The organism is Hyphomicrobium sp. ghe19 (assembly GCF_902712875.1).
Classification (GTDB): Bacteria; Pseudomonadota; Alphaproteobacteria; order Rhizobiales; family Hyphomicrobiaceae; genus Hyphomicrobium_B.
Map to the genome: position 1 here is coordinate 721,448 of NZ_LR743509.1, position 22,242 is coordinate 743,689.

Consider the following 22,242-nt stretch of genomic DNA (forward strand, 5'->3'; position numbering starts at 1 on the left):
TACTTGCTTCGGAGAGCACCTTGGTCATCACTTCCTGTCAGTCGAGAACGATCCCGTCGCTCGATTGTGTGGTGAGAGCGGCGGCTCGCACAGAGCCGTCGCTCTCATTTTTTTATTAGGCGACGTTTTCCAATCGGAGAGCGCGCCAGACGGTCATTTGATTTCAGGCTTCACTGTAACGCCCCAAGGCAAGCGTCCAACGGGGATGGACTTTTCAGCCTTCAGTGTTGCGACGTCGATGACGGTCACGTCGTTCGTCATGCCATTGGCAACGTAGAGCTTGGTTCCATCGGGTTTCAAAGCGAGATGCCATGGCCGTTGACCGACAAGAATATAGCTCTTGACCTCGTGCGTTGCCGCGTCAACGACGGCCACTCTGTTGGACGGCCCGAGCGCGACGAATGCCGTCTTGCCGTCAAACGTAAATCTGATTCCGATCGGCTGCATGAGTTCGGGCCGAATGCCGGGAACGTCGAACGCCAACTTCTTTTTGATCTCGAACGTCTTGGTATCGATGATCGCGACGGTGCCGCCAACTTCCGCTGAAACCCAGACTTCGCCTCCGTCTTTTGTGAACGTCGCTTCTCTCGGTCGCGTATCGACGAGAATGTTTGCGAGCACTTGATTGGTCTTGGCATCGATGAAGTGTGCCATGCTCGTCTGCTCGGACGTGTTGACGATCAACGCGTCGTCCGGAGAAACGGCCATCCCTTCGGGCTCCACGCCAACGGGCACTTCTGCAATCGCCAGGCCCGTGGCGCGATCCATGACGGTGACCAAGCCGTCGTCCTCATTCGCGACATAGATGCGATCGCCCTTGTGATTGACGTCCAGGAGCTCCGGATCCGGGCCAGAAGCAGCGTAGGACTTCACGACCTCCAACTTTTCCGTGTCGATGACGTCGAGCCTGTTGTCGTCGCCAACGCAAACGATGAGTTCTTTATAATCCGGCGTGATGACGATGCCGCGCGGTCGCTTCCCCGTCGGGATGCTCTTGATGATTTTCAGCGTATCACTGTCGATGACTGTTACCGTGTTGTCCTTCTCGTTGGAGACAAAAATCTTGTCCGCAAAGGCCGAGGGCGCGATGCCGAACATCAGTGAAGCGACCAGAAGCCGCGTCTGAAGTGTATTCATGTCCATCGTTCCTCTGATGTCTTTAGGCTCAGCCTTGCTGCTTGCACGCCGTTTCGGGCTCATCGACGCCAAGTGTGTCAGTCAGATACTTCTGGTGAAGAAACCCGTCCTGTGGCGACATCGACACAAGCGAACGCGGACCGCTTAGGATGATCGGCTGGCGCAATTGCCGATCCCACGTTCGGAACGACATGGCTTGACCTTTGAAGCCAGCCACCTGAAAATCTTTCGACAGCAGATAGGCGCGCCAGCCTGTGGCATCGGTTTTCTGCGATCGCGTCACAGCCTCTCCGAAAATGCGAACTGCCAGCCACGCCATGTAGTCACGCTCGGTCATTTGCCGCTTCGTCATTGCCTTGAAGCGGTTCTGCAGTTGGATTCCGCCGTATTGCTCATAGGCTCGATGCCAGGCCACCGCGACGAGTCCATGCGTTCCGGCGACCGGCTTCGGGACCGACGTCCGCCACATCAGATAGTCCCCAAACGTTTCGTCATTATCGGCGACGAAGACGATGTCGTGCGGTGGCGGAGACTGGGTCAGCATAGGGATCTGAGTTTGAATTTGCTGATGGCCCGTCTCGGAGCGGCGGTTGCCCGGATCGAAAGTGATGGTCCGCTCTTCAACGATCGCGTTGCCGAATTTCTTGGCGGCGCGTTTCATCGCGTCGGCGTATTGAACGTCTTCCTTGGCCGCGCCTCGTAGGAGGAACCACAGCTTCCAACGCTTCCATGTCATGTATTGCGCCAACGCATCGGCGCGCATGGCCCAGCTCGGGGCAACATGAAAGACGTTGTGCCGGCAGTCCTTGCCGCGAAGCTCATCCTCGCTCGCGCGCGCGTTGATAATGATTGCGTCGCGCGCTTCAGGGAGATCGGCAACGCGGAGGAGATCGTCCGGCTCGAGATCGGCTACGATCAGGTGCGTCTTTTGCAGAAGCTCTTTGGCAGCGGCGACGATGTCGCCCTCGTTGGGTGTGATCTTTTCATCGAAATGATAGGATTGTCCGAGAAAGCGCCCGGTTGCGAGGTTGTCCCCGACTCCGAGCCGGGCACCTTGAATGCCCTGATCGGTGATGACCGGCTCGACGAGGGAGATGGGCAGAGGCTCGGGATAATTCCGGCCAAGATAGCCAATTTCTACCTGAAGTGTGGCCGGCGGCGAAGGGTTAGCTCCGGCCACAGACGTCAAAATGAACGGCAGCAGCCAAGGCAAACATCGGATACGCATCTTCACAGGTTTCACTGAGTCGTTTTTGCTTCGCTGCCTGACATTCCGGACCCCGATCCGGTCAAGAATTTCAACGCACCCATTGCGGCTTGATTGCTCGCGTCAGAAGCAATGTCGATGGCAGTTTTTCCCGCTGAGGATTTCTTTTTCGGATCTGCGCCCGAACGTAACAATAGGCCGATCATCGGCGCATTGTTCTGTGCCGCTGCGATCATCAAGGCCGTAACGCCATCAGCGGAAGCGGCATTAACATCAGCGCCTTTTTTAATGAGTTCCTCCGCGAGAGCGAGCGGCGTCGGACCGCGCGCAAGCTGGTTCAGCCGCTGCTGCGGCTGCAATTGCGTTGCGCAAACCATCAGCGGCGTGACCTTCTCCGGACCGCCAGCTACGTTGACCTTGGCACCGGCATCCATCAGCGCCTTCGCGGCGAAGAAATTTCCATTAGAGAGAGCGACCTCCAGAGCTGTGTAGCCCTTCTCCGTGCCCTTCTCGATATCGGCGCCGTGTTTTGCCAAGAGCTCAATCGATGGCACGTGATTGACGTTGATGGCATGCTCGAGAGCCGTCATATCATCGCTATCCGTCGCGTCCGGCTTGGCACCAGCATCCAGCAAGACCTGCATGATGTCCGTTCTTCGGATACTCGCCGCGGCGCCCAGAGGTAACGCCCCAAGCTTATCGCGCTTGTTGGCGTCAGCACCCTTTTCGATGAGGAACTTCACACGTTCGGCGTCGGCGCCGACAACCGCGTTCATGAGTTCTGTGTTGACGTCGACGCCGTCCTTGAGCCATGCCTCCAATCGCTGTCGCGTGACGACCTGATCGGGCGATGCGTCGGCGCTGCGCTCTCTCGTTTTTTGAACGGTGAGGTAGCGTTGCTCGTAGGATTGGCCTTGCTGCTCTTGAATGATGCCGCGGGATGGAAGAGTTCCCTCGACGATGCAGTTCGAGCATTTGACAAGCGGCACGCCGTAATCGGCGAGGATTTGAGCGATCTCGTCCTTGGCGTCTTCCATGGCCATGTCGATCTTGAGTTTCAGAACTACGTCCGTGTTTTGTACGCCCCAACCCAAGGAGAACTCGACAGGCGTCGTATCGACCATCATGTTGACGGGCTGGATGGTGAGCGGCTCGCCCTTTTTCTTCAGCCACCCCGCAAACGGGCCCCATACGGCGGCGATGTCGATCTTCTTGTCGACGACGCGCTGGACTTGCCGCCACGGCTGCTGCTCAGGTTCGAGATCGGCATCGACGCTGACGATCTGCAGATCGACGTTTTCCTTGATCCCATGCTCGGCGAGAACGTCGCGCATTGCGGAATGCTGGAAGACACCGACCTTGAGCTGATGGAGCATCGGATCTTCCATGCTTTTGATATCGATGCCGCTGTCCGAACGATATGCAAGAACATAGGTCGAGCGATACACGGGCATCGTCGTCAGAAGATTTGGATAATCGGTCGGCATGCCGAGGAGGATTTGGCATTCGTTATTGTCGAACGTCTCACGCGTGAGGCCGCGCTCGATGTAGGGCCGCCAGAAGAACGTGATGTCGACGCCAAGTTTATGTCCGACGGCTGCCGCGATCTTATTCTCGAAGCCCTCGCGCTTGTTGTCGGAGAGCGGCATGTTTCCGGGGTCGGCGCATGCGACGAGCCTGGTCAATTGCAATTTCTTCGCTTCTTCCTTCGCTGCCGATAGCTCTGCGGAAGTCAGCTGATCGAACGGCTTCGATTTTAGATATGTCAGGTCGCGCGACCACGCGGGAGTTGCCGCAATCGCGACTAAGGTACAGGAGAGAAAGAGCTTGAGGCCACGCATTATTTTTTGACCTTCGACTGTGGTTGATCCCAGCGGTCCGGCTATCGAGCAAACGGAATGGCGCCCGGCCTCGCATGAGGTCCGGACGCCTAGTTCCTGGCGGTTACGTCATGTCCTCACGGATAGACGCGGAACGTCGACAGCACGCCGCCCTGCGGGATCTTGTCGAGACCCGCGGCTTTCGCCATGGCCGTCGCACCGATCGCGCCGAACTTGTCGTCCATGTCTAGGCCTGCAGTGACCGGGATGCCGATCCAGCCACCGAGACCCTGGAAGACGGAGATGTATTCCTTGCCGTCCACTTTGTAAGCGATCGGATTCCCGATGATGCCGGAAGCAAGCTTGCGTTCCCAGACAACCTTACCGGTGTTGCGATCGACGGCACGGAAGTGGCCGCTGTTCGAACCGTAGAACATCAGTCCGCCATCGGTGTTGAGCGTGCCGGACCAATTCGGATAGGGATCAGGAATCTCCCAGTCCGCCGTACCCGTCACGATGTCGAACTTCTTGATCTTGCCGGTAATGCCGGGCTTCTCCGGATACATGTAGACGTTGGCGAAGACGTACACGGTGCCCTGTTGGGTATGCGTGCGATCCTGCGGTTCGTCTTCCATGCACCAGTTGTTGGTCGGGCAATAGAACTTGTTCGGCTCTTTCGGATCGACCGAGCACGGCTGCTGATCCTTGCCGCCCATCGCTGACGGGCAAGCCTGGACGTTGCGATGACGCTCGAACGGTGAGTGCTCGTAGACCTTAATCGGACGGCCGGTCTTGAGGTCGACTTTCTCGGCCCAGTTCACGGTCACGAACTTGTTGGCGCGCAGCAGCGTGCCGTCGTCGCGATTGAGAACGTAGTTGAAGCCGTTGCGGTCGAAGTGAACGAGGACGTCCTGCTTCTTGCCATCGATATCGAGGTTGTCGACAAGGATGTTCTCGTTGACGCCGTCGTAGTCCCACTGATCGAACGGTGTCATCTGGTAGGCCCAGGCGACGGAGCCGTCTTCAACGTGGCGGGCGAAGATGGTCATCGACCACTTGTTGTCCCACTTGCCGTTGTTGCACTCTTCGTGAGTCTTGGCGCCGCAGCGATAGGACGGGCTCCAATGACCGGGGTTGCCTGTCGACCAGTAGACGAGCTTGCGTTTGGGATCGTAGCTGCCCCACGCCCAGTATGAGCCGCCGCCGATCTTCCATTCGCCGCCGTTCGTCGAAGGATAGCTCGAGACGCCGATATCGGAGCCGGCTGTGCCGTATTCCGGATGCGCCTTGTTCGTTTCGGGCGTCATGCAGACGTCTTTGTCGGGACCGTTCGAGTGGCACTTCCACACAACCTTGCCGGTCTTGATGTCGTATGCCGTCAATCGTCCGCGAGCTGCGAACTCGTCGCCGCCGAAGCCCGCGATAACGAGGTTCTCAGCGATCAATGTCGGGCCGGTGATCGTTTCGCCTTTTTCGGGATAAGCGTGTTTGACGACCCAGACTTCCTTGCCCGTCGTCGCATCGAGCGCGATCACGAATCCGTCGAGTGTATGATAGATGACTTTGCCATCCGCATAGTTGACGCCGCGATGAACCGTATCGCAGCAGGCGCGCGGCACGGCGGTTTCGTCGCGGTCGGTCTTCTTGACGTAGTTCCAGACCTGGACGGGGTTGTCGGGATCGGTCAGGTCGAGAGCCTGCAGAATATTGCACTGTGCCATGTTCGGGCAGCCGGACGAGAAATACATCATCGGCTTGCCGTTATGGATGACGACAATCGGCTGACCTTCGTGGCCCCGCAGTGCACCGGTCGATTGCGACCACGCGAGCTGCAGTTTGTCGATGTTGCCGGTGTTGATATCGGCAAGTGGCGAGTGGCGGGTCAGCTGATTATCGCGACCCGGCGCAGGCCATAGGTCCGGGTTTTTCGCCTCTTGTTCGATCTGCTCGTTGGCAAAGCTTGGCACTGCCGCGCCGCATAGGAGCGCCACCGCAAGCCCGCCCGCCAACAGGAATGATTTCCTGAAGCTCATGGGTTTTCCTCTCCATCCGTTCGATGCATACGCGTGCCCTGCCCCACCGTCGTCTTTCGACGCCGGTTCGCTTCGATTTGCGGCCACACAAGCGCGAGCAATTTACGTTGCAACTTTTGGCGTCGGCCGACGGCGCAACCAGCGAGTTGGACTCGCAGCGTGACATCGCCCGACAAAAGTGCGGAGGATGGCGAGAGAACCTGGAGGACCGGGCTTTCACACCACCCCACCGCAAGCGTGGCATCGCGACACTAGGTGGCAGGAAATCACCTCACCACGGGAGGACTTCCCGATGTTTTTTGGCTGTCTTCCCATTGCAAACGGGATGCGAGCGGCGCGATCCGCTTCTAATTCTTTCGCATTTCGAGCGCCATTCGGATGAGGTCAGCGGTGCGTTCCACAGCGAGTTTGCTTTTCATCAAACTGCACGCGTTAGCCACCGTTTTATAGGCGACGCCGAGTGTCGACGCGATTGCGGAGAGGCTTTTGCCTTCGCCAAGAAGACGCAAGATTTCTATCTCGCGCATCGTCAGGCGCTCAAGAAGATCGCCGTCTCCGGAGAATTGCTTCATGGCAAGATCCGTTGCGATTTCCCGCTCGACGTAGCGTTTGCCTTCCGCGACGCGCAGTACGGCGGTGACCAACTCCTCGGCCGACGCACCTTTCGAGATATAGCCTCGTGCGCCTGCCTGCACAGCGCGCGCGGCGTAGATCGCCTCGGCATGCATGCTGAGCATCAGCACCTTCGCATTAGGGTTCTCGATAAGAAATCGCTTGAGCAACTCGAGACCGCTGGAACCCGCGAGACTAATATCAAGTACAACGACATCGGGGCTCTGCTGTCGAAATACCGTGAGGGATTCGTAGCTCGTTGCAGCTTCATAAATGTCCGCGCTCGGTATCGCAGAAAGGAGGCGCCGAACCCCTTGGCGTACAAGAACGTGGTCATCAACCAATAAGATCTTCATGATTGTCCTGCGCCTGTCTCAATGGGTTGGATGCATTCTCTTGGATTGCGGATGCCGGAAATTCGGCTTCGACAAGCGTGCCCTTGCCATCCGGGCGATTCCCGATGCTGAAGACGCCTCGCTTCGAGGCTACGCGCTCGCGCATGCCAGTCAGCCCATGGCCGGATCGGTTCGATTTCAGGCCGCCGCCGTCATCAAGCACGTGTACGCGCACGACGTCGCCCTCGACGCCAACGGTAATTTCGATTTCTGACGTATGGCCGTGGCGTACGGCATTGCTCATGCTTTCCTGAATGATCCGATAGACGACGGGATCAAGTTCGGGGCCGACGCCGCCTTCCGGCAGGTTGGCGCGAACCTTCAGGCCGGGGTGTCTTGACGTCCAAAATTCGATCAACCGCTCTACCGCTGCCTGAAGACCCAGGTCTTCGACCGTTCCGGTTCTCAATCGTCCCAGAATTTGCAGGACGCGCTTCTGGCTGAGGCTGACAGCCTCGCGGATCGACTCCAGTCGTTCAAGCGCATCGTGACTTGCTCGATCGCCAAGGGACTTCTGCACAGCCGCCGCGTCGAGCCCGACCGAGAATAGCAGCGGCCCAATCTCGTCGTGGAGATCGCGCGCCAATTCTGCGCGCTCTTCATCCTGCACAGTCGAAAGCTGCTCTTCGAGAAGGGTTTTGGAGGCCTCGGCCTCGTCGAGCTGGCCGACCATGTGATTGAAGCCGCTCGTAACAGCGCGTAGATCGCGGGGACCCTCTTCGACAAGCCGCATACTAAAATCCTGCTCGGCTACTCTCGACAGCGCGTGTCTCAATTGATCGAGCGGCTTCAGTTCACGCTCGACGGTCCAGTAGATCAATGCCGACACCAAGCCGGCAAGTATCGAGGCAAGAAGCAGGCTGTTGCCGAGATCTTCCCATACTTCCTGGACTTCGTTGCGGGGATCGGCTTCGATCAGGAACGCGGAATAGCCTTGAATATTGGGCGGCACCGAGACCCGCGCTCCTTCGGGCGGGCCGCCGAGGATCTTATAAAACCAGTCCGGCGCTGGTTCGTCCGGCGCTTCGAGATGCGATTGGACAACACGCTCGCCGTTCATGTCGAGAAGGGAAACTCTCAGATGCCGGCCGCTGTTGAACTGCTCGATGATGCCGCTCAATTTCTGGTAAGGATTGGGTGATCCCTCCAAACCTTTCGCACCATCCTCGAGTACCTGCTCGCCGACCACAAAAGCGGAATGCAGCTCGGTTCTAATTTTTCCCGCCGCTCTCCAGTAAGACATGCTCACGCCGACGAGGAGACTTAGCGCCAGCACGAGCGCCACGTTCAGCAGAAGTCTTTGTCGGAGTGACATGGTCGTTCCGCAAACATCACGGTTTGATTACGAGTCCCCATGGAAGTCTGCCGACGGGAATTGATTTCTCCGGCTTCAAGGTCGCGACGTCGATTACGGTTACGTCGTTGGAGAGGCCGTTGGCGGTGAAGAGCTTCGTCCGGTCGGCGTTGAAGTCCAAGTGCCAGGGCCGCTGTCCGACGAGAATGAAGCTCAACGTCTCATAGGTAGAGGTGTCGATAACGGCGATCCGGTTTGCGCGGCCTAGCGCAACGAAGGCACGCTTGCCGTCCGCCGAGAACTTGACACCCATGGGCTGGATGAGTTCGGGGCGAACGCCGGGTATATTGAACGTCAGTCTCTTCCTGATGTTGCGCTTCTCCGCATCGATCACCGACACCGTGCCGCCGACTTCGGCTGTAACCCAGACTTCGCTTCCGTCCGGGCTGTAGCGAGCGACGCGTGGACGCGTGTCGACCAAGACGTTTGCGACGACCTTCATCGATTTGACATCGATGAAATGCGCCATACTGGTCGACTCGGATGTCGCCACGACGATTGAATCGTCCGGCGATACCGCCATGCCTTCTGGTTCGACGCCAATCTGGATTTCTCCGCGCACGGAACCATCAGCGGCATTTATGACGGTCACCATGCCGTCGTCCTCGTTGGCGATGTAGATGAACTTTCCCGCGTGATCGATATCGAGAAGCTCTGGGTCGGGCCCGGACGTTTCGTGCGTGCTGGTGATTTCGAATGTCGAGGTGTCCATCACGTCAAGCCGATTGTCGTCGCCGGCGCAGATGAAGAGCGTCTTGTAATCCGGAGAGAGGACCATGCCGCGGGGGCGCTTCCCGACGGGGACGGACTTGATGACTTTCAGCGTGTCCGTATCGAGAATGGTGATCGTGTTGTCCTTCTCGTTGCTGATGAATGCGGTGCCGGCAAGCGTCGGCACAGCCCACACCAGCAGCGTGGCCGTCGAAATCAGTATGGCGCCGATTTTTTTTTGTTTCATGATCGTTCGCTCGTCAGTTTCTCTGTTGGCATTTCGATTCCGGGGCGTCGTAGCCGAGCGTGTCCGTCAGGTATCTCGGATGCAGGAATCCCTCCTGTGGGGAGACCGAAACGAGGGCGCGGGGGCCGACCAATAGGATCGGCTGCCGTAGTTGCCGGTCCCAGTGGCGAAAGTTCATGCCCTGCGATTTGAAACCGGCGACTTCGAATTGGTCCGAGAGAAGATAATCGCGAAGCGCTTCTGGATCGGCGGAGCCGGTACGGGTGACAGCCTCGCCAAAGGCGCGGACAGCGAGCCATGCTGAATAGTCGCGTTCCGTCATGATGCGGCCGATCTTCTTCTCGAAGCGGTTCTGCATCTGCGTAGCAGCGGCTTCTTCGTAAGAGCGATGCCACGAGACCGCGGTGAGGCCGTGCGTGCCGGCAACAGGCCGCGGTTCGTACGTGTTAAACAGGAGATAATCGCCGAAGCTCTCTTCGACGTCAGCGACGACGATGACATCATAGGAGCCCAAGCCCTGCGTCAGCAGCGGCATCTGCGTCTGGATCTGTTGATGGCCGGTGTCGGTCCGCCGAGAACCTGCTACGTAAGCGTAGGTCTTCTCGCCGACGATTTTTCCGCCAAAGCGCGAGGCCGCTCTGCGAACAGCCGCCGCGTATTCTTTGTCCTTGGGCATTTCTCCTGAGATCAACGCCCACTTCTTCCATTGCTTCCAGATAAGGAATTGCGCGAGAGCGTCAGCGCGCATGGCCCAATCGGGAGGGATGTGAAAGACGTTGCGCCGGCAATCCTCATTTCTCAGCCGGACATCGTAGGATCGAATGCTGAATATGATGGCGTTGGCTGCTTCGGGGAGATCGGCCACAGCAAGAAGATCTGTCGGCTCGAGGTCTGCGACGATCAGTGAGACGCCCGATTTCAGAAGCTCAAGTGCTTTTGGCTTGATATCTTCGGATTCCGGTATGACGGCTTCGATCAACGTGTAGTTCTGGCCGATAAGCCGGCCTGTCATATTGTCTTCGGTCAGCCCGACGCGCGCGCCCTGGATGCCCTTGTCGGTATAGACTTTGTCGATAAGCGAGAGCGGCTCGGCTTCGACATATGCTTTGCCAAGGTAGCCGATCTTCACACTGAGAAGTTTTTGTACATCTGCCCCGGGCGAAGCGTCGTCGCTTCGCACCGGATGCGCCAGAGATGTAAGCATAGCGGCTAACACGAGCACAAAACCCTTGGCACCGCAGAACGCGCTCCAATGGATGTACGCGGCGGTGCTTTGGGTCCGCGTCACCAGTTCCTCTTGGAGCCTTTGTAAAGCGAATGGACAAACGCGATGATCTTCCACAACTGGTCGTCGTCCTGAATGATTTCGCCGAAGGGTGGCATGGGACCTACAACCCCTTCCTGGCCCTTGCGGGAGATGCCGTACGTCTTCTGCAGATCCTGGCTGCCGTGCGAGATCAGACGAAATAGGATGTCGTCGTCGCTGCCGTAGACCCAGGTCTCGTTCGTGAGGGGCGGGCACATGCCGCCACCGCCGCCGCCACCATGACAGCCGTTGCAGCTATAAGAAAAGTAGAGCTTCTTGCCCTCTTCGATTTTGTCGGCTTGATCCGTGTAAGGGTTCTTCATTGTGCCGATAGGATTGGCCTTGTCGACTTCGAGCGGCGGTTTGTGAGTCACCTCGGTTGGCTTTTTGGCCTTGAATTCTTCATATGCCTTCGCTGCCGCCGCCTTGGCTGCGGCCTGCGGATCATCGTCGTCGTCCGCCAGGACGCCGTGCGTGGATACGAACAAAGCTGCAGCGCTCAGCATAAGGGCAGCGGCAATGACAAAGCCCCAATTCCTATTTCTCACGAGCCGATCCTTCCGTAGCAAAAATTTTATTGACCCCAAGTTCCCAAGTGATTGATTGCGGTTGGCTACCGACGCTTTCCATTTAGCGCGTTCGCTATTGCCGAAATTTCCCGAAATTTCTTGCCGATGCTCGGCTCAATTGCTTCCCGACTGAGAGAGGAGATTCAGCAGGCCGACGACTGACGTGTTTCCGTTCTGGCGGGCGAGATCGGCGGCAGTCTGTCCTTGCGGCGACTTGAAGTTCTGATCGGCTCCGGCCTGTGCCAGCAATCCGACGATCGGCGCGTTGTTGTGCGCGGCAGCGAGCAGGAGTGCGGTCACGCCCGTACCCGAAACATCATTGACCTTAGCGCCCTTGGCGATCATCGCGCGAGCCACCTCGATCGGTCCTGGATCGGTCGGATTGGCCTTCTCGATCCGAGATACGCCCGCACTGAGAGTCAGCTCGCGCTCTTCCGAGCCGGAGATCAGCATCAAGGGCGTCAGCTTGGCGTCGCCATCCGCCGTTTCGACGTTCGCACCGACGTTGATTAGCGCGATTGCGGCCTTGTACTTGCTTTCCAGGATTGCCAGCGCGAGCGGCGTTACGCCCGTTGGCGTCAGCGCTTCAAGATCGCCTCCATGCGATCCGAGCGCTTCGATCACCGGGCCGGAGTTGCGCAGAACCGCGTGCTGCAATGGCGTATATCCGTCACGATCCTTGATGTTGACGTCGGCCTTGCGAGCGACGAGCGCCAATATGATTTCCGGGCGCTCGTTGCGTGCTGCGACGTGGAGCGGCGCGTATCCCTCGGAATTGAGTTTGTTGACGTCGGCGCCCTTGTCGATGAGGAAGGCGATGCGCTCTCCGTCGTTTGCAAGAACGGCATTGGACAGTTCTTGGTTGAGGTCGGCTCCGTCCTTAAGCCAAGCCTCCAAGCGCTCGCGCGTGACTTTCTGATCAGGTGCGATTGCTGCGTGCGCCTCTTTGGAATCCTCGACAGGTTTCGTATAGGTGCCGTGGGAAGGAAGATCGCCCGCGACAAAGCAACGGCTGCACTGCACGAGCGGCACGCCGTAATCGCGTAGGATCTTCTCGATCTCGGCCTTCTTGGCGTCGAGTGCCAGGTCGAATTTGTATTTGAGTATCCAATCGATCTTTCTGAGGCCGATGGTCAGATCGAATTCGAGCGGAACGTCGTCTTCGTCAAGATTCACGGGCTGGATAACGAGCGGCTGGCCCTTCATCGTTTTCAGCCAACCGGCAAATGGCCCCCAGACGGCCGCGACGTCGAGCTTGCCGTCGAGAACTTCCTGGACTTGACGCCAGGGTTGGGCATTGGGATCAAGATCCGAGTTGTGGCTCAATACGTGCAGTTCGACGTTGCTTCGGATGCCGCGCTCGGCAAGCGCCATCCGCAGTCCGGACGTTTGGAATGTTCCAATCTTGAGTGTCTTAAGCTGTGGGTCGTCGAGATTCTTGATCTTGAGGCCGCGATCGCTGCGATAGGCGAGTACATAGGTCGTGCGGTAGATCGGCTCCGTCGTCAGCACGCGCTCAAAGCCGACGGGCAGATCGAGCAGCACATCACAATCGCCGGATTCAAAAGTTTGCCGGGTGATGCCACGTTCGAGATACGGCCGCCAGAAGTAGGTGACGTACGTCCCCATCTCGGCCGCAATAAGCTCTATGATTTTATTTTCAAAGCCGGCGCGCTTGATGTCCGAGAGCGGCAGATTTCCGGGGTCGCCGCAAACTCGAAGTCCGGGAACCTGCCGTTCGGTCGCCGCCTTCTTTAAAGCGTTGTGATCGGCTGACGTCAGCGGCATCTGCGCTTCAAGATGCGCAAGCGCCGTCTCCAACCGAAGCTTGTCTTTATCCACCAGAGCATCGGCCGCGAGAGCGGATTGGCCGGCAACGCTCAGCGCCGAGAGCGCCAGTGCGGCCCCATATACCAGAAGGCTCCTCGGACGCTTTCTGCTTCGACCACCCGCCATTGTGAAATTTCTCATGTTTTGAAATTGGAGAGTCGTGAAGCCCGCGTTCCCACCGACGACGGCGCCCGGTGAATATTCACCGAGCGCCGATCGACTTGTCTTCTGAGATCGTCCTATTCCATCACGCGGAACGTAAAGAGCGTTCCGGCCTGAGGAATCTTGTCGAGGTTGGCTGCCTTCGTCATCGCAGTTGCACCGATCGCCCCGAACTTGTCGTTGAGATCCAGGCCTGCCGTAACTGGGACGCCGATCCAGCCACCGATGCCCGACAGGATCGAGACGTACTGTTTGTCCTTGATCTTGTAGGTGATCGGATTGCCGATGATGCCCGACGCGAGCTTACGATCCCAAAGCACTTTGCCGGAGTTGCGATCAACGGCGCGGAAATCACCGCCGAGCGAACCGTAGAACAGCAAGCCGCCCGCGGTATTCAGCGTGCCGCCCCAATTCGGGTACTGATCAGGAATTTCCCAATCGGTTGTGCCGGTCAGAACGTCGAACTTCTTGATCTTGCCCGTGACGCCCGGCTTCTCGGGGAACATGAACACGTTTGCGAACACATAGACGGTGCCCTGCTGCGTGTGGCTCCGTTCCTGCGGTTCAAGTTCCATGCACCAGTTGTTGGTTGGGCAATAGAACTTGTTCGGTTCTGCCGGATCGACCGAGCAAGGCTGCTGGTCTTTACCGCCCATCGCCGACGGACATGCATTGACGTTGCGACCACGCTCAAGCGGCGAATGCTCGCGCACCTTCACTGGACGGCCCGTCTTGAGGTCGATCTTCTCGGCCCAGTTAACCGTCACGAACTTGTTGGCACGGAGCAGGGTGCCATCGGTGCGATCGAGAACGTAGCTGAAGCCGTTCCTATCGAAGTGGACGAGCGTCTTGCGATCTTTCCCGTCGACGTTCATGTTGACGAGCACGTTCTCGTTGACGCCGTCGTAGTCCCATTGATCGAATGGGGTCATTTGGTAGGCGAAGACCGCTTCACCCGTATCGACCTTGCGACCGAAAATGGTCATCGACCACTTATTGTCGAACTCGCCCGTGTTGCATTCCTCGTGCGTTTTCTTCGCGCAACGATATGCGGGGCTCCAAAGGCCCGGGTTGCCGGTCGAGTAGTAAATCATCTTCAGCTCGGGATCGTAGCTGAACCATCCCCAAGCCGAACCGCCACCGATCTTCCAGTCGTCGCCGACGTGCGTGTGAATTCCGAGGTCCTTGCCCGCCGTCCCGTAATGCGGGTTGGCCTTGTTGGTGTCGGCCGTCAAGCAGACGTCCTTATCGGAGCCTGTCGAATAACATTTCCAGACCTGCTTACCGGTCTTCAGGTCATACGCGTTGACGCGACCCCGCGCCGCGAACTCGTCACCGCCGAAGCCGATGATGACAAGGCCATCCGCGATGAGTGGCGCGTTGGTGATGGTCTCACCCTTTTCAGGCCAAGCGTGCTTGACGACCCAGACTTCCTTGCCCGTCTGAGCATCGAGCGCTATGACGAAGCCATCGAGTGTACCGAAGACAACCTTTCCGTCCGCATATGCTGGGCCGCGGTTCACGGTATCGCAGCAGGCCCGCGGTACGGCCGTTTCATCGCGATCCGATTGCTTTACGTAATTCCAAATCTGCTTGGGATGATCGGGATCCGAAAGATCAAGCCCCTGGACGATGTTGCACTTCGACATTTCCGGGCAACCGGAAACAAAGAACATCATCGGCTTGCCGCCGACGTCTTCTATGACGAGCGGCTGACCTTCGTGGCCACGGAGTGCGCCGGTCGATTGCGACCAGACCATCTGAAGTTTCGAGACGTTGTCCGTGGTGATGTCTTTCAGTGGGCTGTGACGGGTCAAAGCGTTGTCCCGACCCGGGGCACCCCACTCATTCGGATTGGCAGCGCGTTGTTCGACTTCATCTTCAGCGAATGCCGGCAGGGCGAACCCGACCAGAACTGCGAGGATTCCGCCCGCCAGATAACGGAGCGAACTTAATTTCATGTTGTTTCCTCCTAGCCTGTCTTTTCCCCCGCTGCCTTTGCGGTTCGCGGGTCGCTTCTTCGCCGGTTTCATCGCTGGGCAAAGCCGCTCTGCTTCTCGCGAGCGTGTGCTCATGAGATTTCAACGAACGAAGGTGCAGTGCTAACGGCGTGTGTCCGGTCTTGGTCTTCAGTTGCCGCGCAGGCCGCGTGACAACTCGCTGATGTTCAGCGTGCATACGTTAGCGTTCAAATTTTTCCGCAAACATGGGAGGAGTTCCTAGCGCGCAGCGGAAGATGTCCTCTTCACACTGATTTGATGTTATTACGTACATTCATCGAGTTTTTAGCGACGGAAATAGACGCGACAGCGAATTCACGACGGCTGCAGGCAAAAAAATTGCGCCGAGCGGAAGACGGGAGGGAGACCGCTCAGCGCAAATTTCAACGTGACGCTGCTATATGTTCGCGAACGTTGACGTGGCGCCATGGGTATTTCTCCCGATTTCGCGTCCTGAAAATCCCGGGAGCCGAATTCAAGATCAACCGATTGTATGCCTGCGCCCAGGTCAAGACTTGAGGGCCAACTCAGCGAGTTCGTCAGCGAGGGAGTCTACTCCCTCTACGCCGTCGCTGTTGGCGAGCAACGACACCGATACCCAATGGGCGGGCGAAGGCCGCACAATCAAATTATAAGAGGTGTAGCCAGAAACCGTTCCGCTATGAAAAAAGCGATCTGTTCCGTCCTTGTGGGATATGAACCAGCCCATTCCATAATACGTCCACACGTCGACCCGCGCGCAGTCGGATAGCATCAGATCGCGCATTTGTGGTGATAGCGCTTGACCTTCCATAAGAGCCTTGTTCCATTTGAAAATATCGATGACCGATGATGCGACGTCGCCACTTCCCTTCAGCCAATCAGGTTGCGAGAAGCGGGGTCGGCGACGGTAATGGGGATTGGCCAACCGGTTTGCCTCCCAGCTATCACCTCCGAATCCCGTGTCGCTGAGACCAAGGGGCGTGAATAGCTCCTCCCTCAGAATCCGATGATAGTCGCGCGACGATCCGCCGACTTCCACATTCTCCATAATCTCGGACAGCAAAAAGTAGCTCGTGTTGGAATATTCGAACGATCCGGGATAGCCGCTCGGACGGTACTCTTTCATTCCACCGAGCAATTGCTTCGCTGGTACGGCGCCCCAGGGATCGAGTTCGTGGGGCGGACGGCGCGTAAAATTGGGGAGGTTGGATGTCATCGAAAGCAAGTGCGCGACCGTAATCGGAGGGCCGCCTTCGAGCGTCCAATCGTTGGCGATATCGAGTAGGCTGGAGACTGGAGTCGTAGTCTTCAGTAGGGTGCTACCGTGTCGAAGGGTTGCGCCTTTCTCTATGAGCCGCAGAATCGCCGCAGCGGCGAACTGCTTTGTTATGGAGCCGACCATATAGATCGTTCCTGCCGTTGCTGGTCGATTCTCACTCGCCTGCCCGAAACCGTCCGCGTAGAGGAGCTTGCCGTCGCGGCCAATCGCGACGCTGATCGCGGGAATTCCGGGAGGCGTTCCTTCGGCGCCGGTGGCCATGAACTTATCGGTCAGACGTTTAACCGAGGAAGCCAAAGAGCCGGAAGAACTCTCTGCCGACGCTTGCCCGACGGACAAGATGATGACGGCGAACGCATTGACCCAAGAGCGAACGGCCATTCCTCTGTCTACCTCGCACCGCGTGACCTGCCGGAATGCTCCCGGCACGATCGGGAATATTTCCCTAGAGAAACTTCAAATGCAATGGCTGCCCGTGGCGTATCCTGGGCGCCGTTAGATCTCAGTTGCTCGTCTGTTGCCGTTTTCTCATCCACTGATCGGTAAAAGAGAGGAAACCATGAAAATAAGCGTGAGCAAATTGCCGTTCGCTTTGGCGTCGGCCTCCGTTGGCTTCCTGGCTTGCGCGTTTTCGACCTGGGCGGGCGATGATCCTTGGCCTGAAATTCAAAAGGCTGTCTTTGCCGATCGGCCAGTGCAAGAGGATCCGGCAAGCGTCCAGATCTTCGCGCCAAATCAAGCCGACGATGCTGCGGTCGTCCCTGTTTCCATAAAAATTCCGTCGACTGTTGCGCCGTCCGTGAGATCGTTGACGTTGATCATCGATCGTAATCCGGTCCCGGTCGCCGCAACATTCGCGTTCGGCGATGGCTTCCGGAAAGGCCCGGACGTCGGTGAAAGAACGATTGCAACCCGAGTCAGGGTCGACGCTTTCAGTCGGGTTCGCGCCATCCTCGAAACGACTGATGGCACACTCCATATGGCGTCGAAATTCGTCATAGGAACGGGTGGATGTTCGGCGCCAGCTTCAAAAGATCCGGAGGAAGCGATCGCTCAAATGGGAAAGACGCAGCTCATTGTCTCGCACGACGAAGTAAGCGGTAACGCCTGGCGTGAAGCTCGCGTGATGATCAGACACCCGAACTTCACCGGCATGCAGATGAACAAAACGACCGGCGACTACACGCCCGCTCGTTTCATCAACTCTATACGAATAAAACAGGGCGATACGGTTCTGTGGTCGATGGAAGGCGGCATCTCGATTTCGGAAGACCCGAACATCCGCTTTACATTCGCGACGGAAAGTCCCGCCGACCTCGAGTTCACGGCGACTGATACGGCCGGAACGAAGTTCAAGGCGACCGGTTCGGTATCTCCGCCTTCATGAACGGCGCACCGTTTGGGGCGACTTCCGCAGTCAGCGGGCATGTCAGGGTTTTGAGGAGAGCGTCGACGAGTTCATCTTCGGTCTCGACCGAAAGATAGAGACCGCCGGTTTGCTCGGCCAGGCATCGAGCGCCAAAGACGGCGCCGAGCCCAGCGGCATCACGATGACGGTAGCCGATGACGTGAATGGTGAGATCCGCAGCTTCGGCCTTCAGGGCGTTGGCCATAGCACACGGATCGCCGCCGCACGTCTCCTCTCCGTCAGTCAGGAGCACGATGACCGAAGGGTTGTGCCGGTAGTCTAGAATATCGGCGGCATTTCGGACCGATTGCGTAAGTGGCGTTCGGCCCGCAGGCTGAACCTTGTCGACCTCGGCCATGATCGCCTGGCCGGCATCAGGGTGCGGACGAACTTTCAGGTCGATGCTGTCGCAGCGGTTATAGGCACCCTCTCCGTAGATGATCAGTCCCATGCGGCGTGACGCTGGAATCTGCGGAACAACGCGATGGAGAGCCCTCTTCACTCGCTCTATGTTGGGTTCTTTCGCCGTCAAATCGGTCGTGCCCATCGAGCCCGACGCGTCGAAGACAAACATCAGGTCTTTCGTGCATTCGGCTCTCCGATCACGTTCCTGCGCCTGCAGATGCCAGCCGGCACACATCGGCAAGATGAACCCTAATAGTAAGGCTCCGGCAAATTTCCGAGCATCGCAGCTCTTCGTCTTGTGGCGTACTGGAAGCATGGGCCCGGCTATTTCGCCAAGCCGGAAACGTCCCATACGCGGGCATTGCCGTCGTAGGAGGCGGTAACCACCTCGCGCCCGTCAGGCGAAAACTCTGCATCTTCGACTTCCATCAGATGGCCCGCCAATGTTGCAAGCAGAGCGCCGGATTTGGCATCCCAGATACGTGCAGTCTTATCGTGGGACGCAGTAACGAGCCGGCTATTGTCGGCGTTGAGGGCAAGCCGCATCACATAGCGATCGTGGCCGGTGAATGTCGCGACTACGGTCCCTGACTCGGCATCCCACAACTTCGCCGTTTTGTCGGTTGAGGCCGTGTAGATCTTCGTCCCCGTACGATCGAAGATGACCCGTAGGATGCCACGCTGATGACCTTCGAGCTTTCGAATGAGAGTGCCTGTGCCCGCGTCCCAAATCCGCGCGAACTTGTCACTCGATGACGTCGCGACCCACTTGCCGTCCGGGCTGAACGTCGCGCTCGTTACCATGCCCCCGTGATCTCCGAGGGTGAAAAGCAGGGCGCCCGTCTTCGTATCCCAGATCTTTGCCGTACGATCGTTGGATGCCGTGACAACACGAGTGCCATCGAAGTTGAATTCGACATCGGCGATGTTGCCCTCATGCCCCGCGAGCTTCAAAAGCTCCTTGCCACTTGCGGCATCCCAGATGCGCGCCGTTGTATCGAGTGATCCGGTCGCTATTTTCGTTCCGTCGCGACTGAAGGCGACGGTCTCCGTCATCGCGGTATGGCCGACGAGTTCGCCGAGTGGCGCGCCGGTTTGCCCGTTCCAAAGACGGCCGCCGCCATCACGCGCAACTGTCACGATGATTTTGCCGTCGGAACTGAAAGCCGCGTTGCGGACGCCTTCCGCATGCCCCTTCAAAGTCGCGATCTCGGCGCCGCTCTTCGCGTCCCAGAGCTTGGCGGTCTTGTCACTCGACGCCGTTAGGATGCGCCGTCCATCGGGGCTGAATTGGGCAATCCAAAGATCGCTTGTGTGTCCTCTCAGGACAAGTCGCGGCTCCGTCAGCAGGACGCCGTCGGCACGCAAATTGGCTGGTGTCGCCAGGCAAAAACCAATGACGACAAGTGTCAGCCTTCTTGCGAATGACATTCCAGCCCCACTCGTCGATGTTGCGGCGCCGGAGAATGCTAACGAACAATAGGCAACGACAATGGGAATAGTTCCCGAACTTTATTTCCTCTTCATCCAAGTGTTGCGCACACTGACATTGCGGCCTTAGAGATTCCGCAGAATGCGAGATCACAAACTTTCACGCCAAACTATAAGAAGCCGTATCGCCTTTGGGAGGGACACCATGCGTTCGACAGCTCTGCTTTTTGCGCCTTTTGCAATTATCGTGTTTTCAGTTTTGCCTGCTCTGAGCGACGACACGGCGCCGACACTGCCGGAACGAAAAGCAGGCCTCTGGGAACTCAAAACCGTAATGGACGAGGGCAACGGGCCACGCGACCAGACCATGAAGCTCTGCATTGATGCGCAAATGGAAAAGACCACCGTTTCCACGAGCGTTGTCGAACATAAGGCAAACTGCACGACGTACGATGTCAAGTCTGCGGGCGGGAGCACGATCGTCGATTCCGACTGCCTGTATAATGGCCGCAAGGTCATGAGCACCACGAATATGTCTGGCGATTTCAAGTCTGCGTTCGAGATCAAGATTCAGAGCACGACGACCGAGCCCGAGCAGAAGGCACAGAGTGTCGTCATCAAGCGGACGATCACGCAGCTTGGAAAGTACGTCAGTGATTCCTGTGGCGGCCTTAAGCCCGGCGAAGCCGAGGCTCCGGACGGAACGCGCGTACTGGTGCAGTAATTCGAGAGATATCGAAAACATGCGTCGTCTCGTCGGCATTGCTTGGCCGCGCTCACGTGCGGTCGCCTTTCTCGCAGTGGCATGCGCCCTGGCTGCGCCCGAACCGTCACTCGCGCTCGATGGAGCCGGTTCGGTACAATCAATCAACGATTGCCCAGCCGAGCACTGCCCGGACATGGTGGTCATCCCGGCCTCGCCTCCGGGACTGGAGATCGGATCTCCAGAGGGCGAGCCCGAACGCTTGCCTTCGGAGAAACTACATCCCGTTTCGATCCGGTCGTTCGCGATGAGCAAATATGAGGTGAGAACGGCCGAATATATGGCGTGCGTCACCGCCAACGCCTGTCGACCGCCAGAATGGTTGGAGCCAGGCAGCGAACACAACATCGAGACTGGTCGCGGCGTCACCTACAAAAGCATGGCCGATTACATCAAAGGCGACAACCAGCCGATCGTCGGCGTCAGCTGGGACGATGCTAATACGTATGCGGATTGGCTTTCAAAAAAAACCGGCCATCACTACCGCCTGCCGTCGGAAGCCGAGTGGGAATACGCCGCGCGCGCGGGTGGAAAGACCCCATACTGGTGGGGCAATGATCCCAAGAACAATGGAGAGGTGATGGCATGTTGCCGCGGATGCGGAAGCGATCGCGATGGCGTCGGCGCCTTTCCCGTCGATAGTTTCAAGCCGAATGCCTTCGGCATCTTCAACGTCCACGGCAACGTCTGGGAGTGGGTCGCCGATTATTATTGCGACGACTACGAAACCAGCCCAAAAGACGGCTCCGCCCGCCAATCAAAAAGCTGCGGCAAGCCGGATGCGATCGAAGGGCTACGAGTTTTCCGTGGCGGATCCTGCTTCTACGAACCACGGCAGATGCGAGCCGCGATGCGACTAAGGAATTGGCCCGCTTTTCGAAATCAGACGCTTGGCTTCCGGATCGCTAGGGATCTATCGCCATAGCAGCGTTTCTAAAGCGTGAACGGCTCTTCAAACGAGTTTCAGTTCGGCCGCGATGCGGACCATTTCTGAGGACGTCCGGGCGCTGAGTTTCGTGCGCAGCGTCGCGCAATCAGCAGCAACCGTCTTATAGGAAACCGAAATGTCGTTGGCGATCTCGGCCATGCTACGGCCTCTTGCCAACATTCTGAGAACCAGATGCTCCCGCTCGCTAAGGAGCGCTGTCGTTCCGCGCGCGGTGGCACGCAACAGCGCCATCTCCTGAATGAGTTCGTCGGATAGCCAAGAGTCGCCTCGCGCCACCGCAAGAACGGCATCCCTCAGATCGAAGGGATCACCATTCTTACTGACATAGCTTTTAGCCCCACATTCGATTGCTTGAATGGCCAGCATCGGCGTGTCGCTCATGGAGAAAACAACAATCCGGACTTCAGGATCTTGAGTCACAAACTCTCGGGTCAATTCGAGGCCGGAGCCATCCGGAAGATTGATGTCAATGACGGTGACGTCGGGAGATTCTTCCTTCATCGCGATGCGCGCTGCAGAAGCCGTCCGTGCTTCTACCATCGTCACCCCATCGTCTTGGGAGAATAATGCCCGACAACCGGAGATAACAATAGGATGGTCTTCAACGACGAGAAGCTTCACAGCGGTTCATGCTCACCTTGA

General features: G+C 57.8%; 18 protein-coding genes. 3 read left to right on the top strand and 15 right to left on the bottom strand.

What is annotated here, in order from left to right; all coding sequences use genetic code 11:
• Positions 1–153 precede the first annotated feature (153 nt).
• The 12 genes from AACL53_RS03375 to AACL53_RS03430 all read right to left on the bottom strand — a co-directional run bounded on the left by AACL53_RS03375 (position 154) and on the right by AACL53_RS03430 (position 17,025).
• Positions 154–1,137 (bottom strand): PQQ-dependent catabolism-associated beta-propeller protein, encoded by a 984-nt coding sequence (locus AACL53_RS03375; RefSeq protein WP_339082483.1) that lies wholly within the window; start codon positions 1,135–1,137, stop codon positions 154–156.
• Between the two features lie 28 nt (positions 1,138–1,165).
• A complete protein-coding gene (locus tag AACL53_RS03380; RefSeq protein WP_339082485.1) occupies positions 1,166–2,365 on the bottom strand; it encodes an ABC transporter substrate-binding protein in 1,200 nt (399 codons plus the stop codon).
• An 11-nt stretch (positions 2,366–2,376) separates the two neighbouring features.
• The gene (locus AACL53_RS03385) at positions 2,377–4,185 is read right to left on the bottom strand and encodes a quinoprotein dehydrogenase-associated putative ABC transporter substrate-binding protein (protein WP_339082487.1); all 1,809 of its coding nucleotides are present in this window, start codon (positions 4,183–4,185) and stop codon (positions 2,377–2,379) included.
• A gap of 116 nt (positions 4,186–4,301) precedes the next feature.
• Positions 4,302–6,197: a PQQ-dependent dehydrogenase, methanol/ethanol family gene (locus tag AACL53_RS03390; RefSeq protein ID WP_339082489.1), complete on the bottom strand. Its 1,896-nt coding sequence runs from the start codon at positions 6,195–6,197 to the stop codon at positions 4,302–4,304.
• 347 nt (positions 6,198–6,544) lie between these two features.
• Positions 6,545–7,165, bottom strand: a complete 621-nt coding sequence (locus tag AACL53_RS03395; protein WP_339082491.1) for a response regulator transcription factor — start codon at positions 7,163–7,165, stop codon at positions 6,545–6,547.
• Positions 7,146–8,519, bottom strand: coding sequence for a histidine kinase (locus AACL53_RS03400; RefSeq protein ID WP_339082493.1), 1,374 nt, complete (start codon positions 8,517–8,519; stop codon positions 7,146–7,148). Before AACL53_RS03400 ends, AACL53_RS03395 begins: the two co-directional genes overlap by 20 nt.
• Positions 8,520–8,535: 16 nt before the next feature.
• On the bottom strand, positions 8,536–9,516 hold the full coding sequence (locus AACL53_RS03405) for a PQQ-dependent catabolism-associated beta-propeller protein (protein ID WP_339082495.1): 981 nt from the start codon (positions 9,514–9,516) through the stop codon (positions 8,536–8,538).
• 13 nt (positions 9,517–9,529) lie between these two features.
• A complete protein-coding gene (locus AACL53_RS03410) occupies positions 9,530–10,804 on the bottom strand; it encodes an ABC transporter substrate-binding protein (protein WP_339082497.1) in 1,275 nt (424 codons plus the stop codon).
• On the bottom strand, positions 10,801–11,370 hold the full coding sequence (locus AACL53_RS03415) for a cytochrome c (protein ID WP_339082499.1): 570 nt from the start codon (positions 11,368–11,370) through the stop codon (positions 10,801–10,803). The genes AACL53_RS03410 and AACL53_RS03415 overlap by 4 nt, the downstream gene beginning before the upstream one ends.
• Before the next feature lie 135 nt (positions 11,371–11,505).
• Entirely contained in the window at positions 11,506–13,347 is a 1,842-nt protein-coding gene (locus tag AACL53_RS03420) for a quinoprotein dehydrogenase-associated putative ABC transporter substrate-binding protein (protein WP_339082501.1), read from the bottom strand.
• A 113-nt stretch (positions 13,348–13,460) separates the two neighbouring features.
• Positions 13,461–15,344, bottom strand: coding sequence for a PQQ-dependent dehydrogenase, methanol/ethanol family (locus tag AACL53_RS03425; RefSeq protein WP_339082503.1), 1,884 nt, complete (start codon positions 15,342–15,344; stop codon positions 13,461–13,463).
• Positions 15,345–15,891: 547 nt separating this feature from the next.
• Entirely contained in the window at positions 15,892–17,025 is a 1,134-nt protein-coding gene (locus AACL53_RS03430; protein ID WP_339082505.1) for a serine hydrolase, read from the bottom strand.
• A gap of 178 nt (positions 17,026–17,203) precedes the next feature.
• On the opposite strand from AACL53_RS03430, the gene AACL53_RS03435 reads away from it, so the two are divergent.
• Complete coding sequence (locus tag AACL53_RS03435) at positions 17,204–18,031, top strand: quinoprotein dehydrogenase-associated SoxYZ-like carrier (protein ID WP_339082507.1); 828 nt, start codon at positions 17,204–17,206, stop codon at positions 18,029–18,031.
• Here AACL53_RS03435 and AACL53_RS03440 read toward each other — a convergent pair.
• Both AACL53_RS03440 and AACL53_RS03445 read right to left on the bottom strand, forming a co-directional pair.
• Positions 17,997–18,626 (bottom strand): vWA domain-containing protein, encoded by a 630-nt coding sequence (locus AACL53_RS03440; RefSeq protein WP_339082509.1) that lies wholly within the window; start codon positions 18,624–18,626, stop codon positions 17,997–17,999. The two genes, AACL53_RS03435 and AACL53_RS03440, sit on opposite strands and share 35 nt — an antisense overlap.
• A gap of 155 nt (positions 18,627–18,781) precedes the next feature.
• The gene (locus AACL53_RS03445; RefSeq protein ID WP_339082511.1) at positions 18,782–19,888 is read right to left on the bottom strand and encodes a WD40 repeat domain-containing protein; all 1,107 of its coding nucleotides are present in this window, start codon (positions 19,886–19,888) and stop codon (positions 18,782–18,784) included.
• A gap of 205 nt (positions 19,889–20,093) precedes the next feature.
• Between AACL53_RS03445 and AACL53_RS03450 the strand changes: the two genes are divergently transcribed.
• On the top strand, positions 20,094–20,612 hold the full coding sequence (locus AACL53_RS03450; RefSeq protein ID WP_339082514.1) for a DUF3617 family protein: 519 nt from the start codon (positions 20,094–20,096) through the stop codon (positions 20,610–20,612).
• A gap of 19 nt (positions 20,613–20,631) precedes the next feature.
• Positions 20,632–21,576 carry a formylglycine-generating enzyme family protein gene (locus AACL53_RS03455; protein WP_339082516.1) on the top strand — a complete coding sequence of 315 codons (945 nt, stop codon included), beginning with the start codon at positions 20,632–20,634 and terminating at the stop codon, positions 21,574–21,576.
• 27 nt (positions 21,577–21,603) lie between these two features.
• Here the strand turns inward: AACL53_RS03455 and AACL53_RS03460 are convergent, their stop codons facing one another.
• Positions 21,604–22,221 (bottom strand): response regulator transcription factor, encoded by a 618-nt coding sequence (locus AACL53_RS03460; RefSeq protein ID WP_339082518.1) that lies wholly within the window; start codon positions 22,219–22,221, stop codon positions 21,604–21,606.
• Positions 22,222–22,242: the final 21 nt, after the last annotated feature.